Raw genomic sequence first — 2,826 nt, 5'->3', positions numbered from 1 at the left:
AAACCGCTTTCTCTTCATCAGTCCGTCCTTCAATCAAGGCCCGGACTCTAATCTCAGATGGAGGAAATTCTCAGTGGCAGGTCACAGCTGTTGCGTCACAAGCAACATAGCTGGAGTTGCGTCCTCATTAAGCTTTTGAACGCCTCGCGCTCTGATAACAGGGTTGTCCGGCTTAAACGTCGGATCTAAGACTGCTTCAATAGAACGCCTAAGGTCACCCCGCGCCTCTTTCAAAGAGATTGGGTTACTATAGTCAAACTGTATTGCACGATATAGTTTCACATCGAAGGGTATTACTTCTCCTTTTTTGAACATGTGGGTAATGGGCAATTCTTTCATGTGTCGGATGCCCATCTCGTAAAAGGCATTTGGATTCAGCTCCGACATGTCTGCAATAACAACATCGTCATCTAGAAGATGGGCAATAATCTGCGCATCAATCATGCCAGGCTGGTCAATTTTATCCGACCGCGTCACATCAAATTTTCCGGCAAAGTGTTGGTCGAGGACATGCTCGATTATTTCGTGGTAGAGCCAGTCCGCATGATTGCGTGTTGAGCTGCCTTCCGCACCTATCGGGCAGACTACAAAACATGTTTTCTTTGCTGGACTCTTTTCTGTCATCGCTCAAAATCTCGCTACGCATTCTCTTTAGCACGCAAATCGAAACGGAAGCACTTGGATCACCACTACATCCCCCAATTTTATCTCCGGCGATGGTTAGGTGCAGACCACAAGCTTCAGGAATTCCGCCGCAGATTTCGCGGGCGAATTCAAACGGGCCGTTATGTTAGGCGTGGGTCGGTTGGCGGTGCAACGATGCGTACCTTCCTGAAATCATAAAGTTTGGCCCATGCCCGACCCGCTTGTCGTCATGGTGGTGAAACCGGCGATGTCTGGTTGTGGAGATGCCCCGGTCGAGCAGCGATCAGCGCTTCATCGAGTGCAGGATGGCCTGCATGTGCTCTTCCAGATCGAGTTCACCCCGAGCCTCAGCGGCCAACAGGTAATCGGCCTTAGCCCGGCGGTCGCCTCGGCTGATCGCAGGATAGGAGCAGATGGCCAGCAATGCTTCCTGTTCAATCCGGTCTGCCCTCTTGCGTTCGTGGCTGCTACTGCCCGCTTGATGAACAACCCTGTGAAGCCCGACATAGGTGGCTTCATGGGTTCCAATCAGCGCCCGCAATTCGGGTGAGGCACCTTCCCCTTCAGCAAACGTCGGTTCAATGACCGAGGCCACGGCGGTGAACGCAAGAAGTGTACGGCGGGTGACTTCGGGCATGCCTCATATCCCTGCTGTCTGATCATGCAGGCACACCATAGCACCGGCGCGACGGTTCTGAGAGATGCTCTGGGACGCGACCACGTTGTCTGCTGACAAAAGTTGTATCCGCTCCCGCAACTGGCCTCCCAGGGCTGGCCGTTGAAGTCCCTGAAAACCGAAAGCGCGCTGCGCGTTGGAGGCCCCACAAGCCACCCCTCACCCCGGCTGCCGATTTCCCGAGGGCGGAGCGATCTGTGGGACGACAACATCGTCCGCCGGAAGCCTTCGCAGCGGCAAGTGTGGCCTTAAGTCGCAACAATTGGCTTCCGAAAGCAGGGTCTCGGGCCTTATTGACGCTGCGATCAACACCATATGGTGATCCACAGCCCTCCGAACGAGAGAAGCTCGCCCTGACGCGGTTGCACTGCGGCCGTCAGCCGGCAAAAGCTATGAACTAGGAACCTGAAAAACCATGCCTGAAAATATCAGACCAACTTCGAGAGACGTCCCCCTCATTCAGCTAGGCGTCTATCAGTGCCGCTTCCCGGTGAGCGAAGACCCGTCAGTACCCGGCGGTTATCGTTTTTGTGCCGGGCCAACTTCGCCGGATCGCGTCTATTGCGACCACCACCACAGCATCGTAACCGCCGTCGACCCTCGTCGAACCCGTTCAGGTCTCCACCCCGCTCAACGACGCGCCGCGTAAGTTAAGCGGGCGGCGGCGCCTCGAACAGGTAGCAAGGGCTCGGCTTGATGCGCTCCCATCAGTTGGGGACATCGTTGGGGGCAACGACATGACGCGTGCGCATATAGCCTCCCAATGAACCGCCAACATCCTATGGCCACGAATAGTGAAGTGGCGCATCGTGTTTTTGGCGCATGGCTTTTTCTTCCGCAAATCGGCGGACTGGATGGTCATCCATTCCAGCTGCGGAACAAACCGGCATGGCAGCGAGTTTCTGTCCCAGGAAAGTTGAGGGAAAGCCATGTCTAGATTTGTTCTGATGACAAGCGTCGCCGTTCTTCTTGCCGGCGGGCCGGCCTTGGCAGCGGACTATACGCCGCTGCCGCCGCCCAATGCCAAGAAACTGTCCGAGATCCTCGCCAAGGTCGAGAAGCGCGACGGCTTTCTCTATGTGAAGGAGGTCGACTGGGATAGCGGCGCCTACACCGTCACCTATTACACGTCGGACAAGGCCAAGGTTGAGATCAATTATGATCCCGTGACGGGCGAGCCAAAATAAGGGTCGTCGTCGGAGGCCGTTCCGACGCGAATTCATTGGCCGCTCCCAGCCGTTGCCGTCCGTCTTTCCGGGCGTTGGCGCCGCCCCTCACCTGCCTGCCGGCATCCTCTCCCCGTATAGCGGACGGGGAGAGGGACGCTCGCCGCCGTTTTTGCCAATCACCAATGTTGCAAAGGATGGCACCGGCATTGCGGCGATCCTCTTTCTCCCCGTCACTATACGGGGAGAAATGCCCGGTGTCCGAACCGGATAGATAGGTAACAGAATGGACTGATTAGATGGGTGACAGTTTTCTCCCTCGCCGGGAGGACCGGCGAT

The 2,826-nt window shown here is 56.2% G+C and carries 4 protein-coding genes; 2 read left to right on the top strand and 2 right to left on the bottom strand.

The features are described 5' to 3' along the window. Positions 1 to 81 precede the first annotated feature (81 nt). Positions 82 to 624 (bottom strand): hypothetical protein, encoded by a 543-nt coding sequence (locus tag NKI73_RS33450; RefSeq protein WP_352636312.1) that lies wholly within the window; start codon positions 622 to 624, stop codon positions 82 to 84. Between the two features lie 304 nt (positions 625 to 928). After that, positions 929 to 1,282, bottom strand: a complete 354-nt coding sequence (locus NKI73_RS33445; RefSeq protein WP_352636310.1) for a hypothetical protein — start codon at positions 1,280 to 1,282, stop codon at positions 929 to 931. A gap of 454 nt (positions 1,283 to 1,736) precedes the next feature. Between NKI73_RS33445 and NKI73_RS33440 the strand changes: the two genes are divergently transcribed. Then, positions 1,737 to 1,970, top strand: coding sequence for a GcrA family cell cycle regulator (locus NKI73_RS33440; protein ID WP_352636308.1), 234 nt, complete (start codon positions 1,737 to 1,739; stop codon positions 1,968 to 1,970). Between the two features lie 280 nt (positions 1,971 to 2,250). Further along, on the top strand, positions 2,251 to 2,508 hold the full coding sequence (locus NKI73_RS33435) for a PepSY domain-containing protein (protein ID WP_352636304.1): 258 nt from the start codon (positions 2,251 to 2,253) through the stop codon (positions 2,506 to 2,508). Positions 2,509 to 2,826 lie beyond the last annotated feature (318 nt).

It is taken from the genome of Mesorhizobium sp. M0496, from assembly GCF_040321205.1.
GTDB lineage: Bacteria > Pseudomonadota > Alphaproteobacteria > Rhizobiales > Rhizobiaceae > Mesorhizobium.
The sequence above is the reverse complement of the archived record's forward strand: the minus strand, read 5'-3'. Positions and strand labels throughout refer to the sequence as shown.

Bases quoted from the DNA above. Each gene is read 5' to 3' on its own strand.
- NKI73_RS33450 (WP_352636312.1), bottom strand. From the start codon at position 624: ATGACAGAAAAGAGTCCAGCAAAGAAAACATGTTTTGTAGTCTGCCCG.
- NKI73_RS33445 (WP_352636310.1), bottom strand. From the start codon at position 1,282: ATGCCCGAAGTCACCCGCCGTACACTTCTTGCGTTCACCGCCGTGGCC.
- NKI73_RS33440 (WP_352636308.1), top strand. From the start codon at position 1,737: ATGCCTGAAAATATCAGACCAACTTCGAGAGACGTCCCCCTCATTCAG.
- NKI73_RS33435 (WP_352636304.1), top strand. From the start codon at position 2,251: ATGTCTAGATTTGTTCTGATGACAAGCGTCGCCGTTCTTCTTGCCGGC.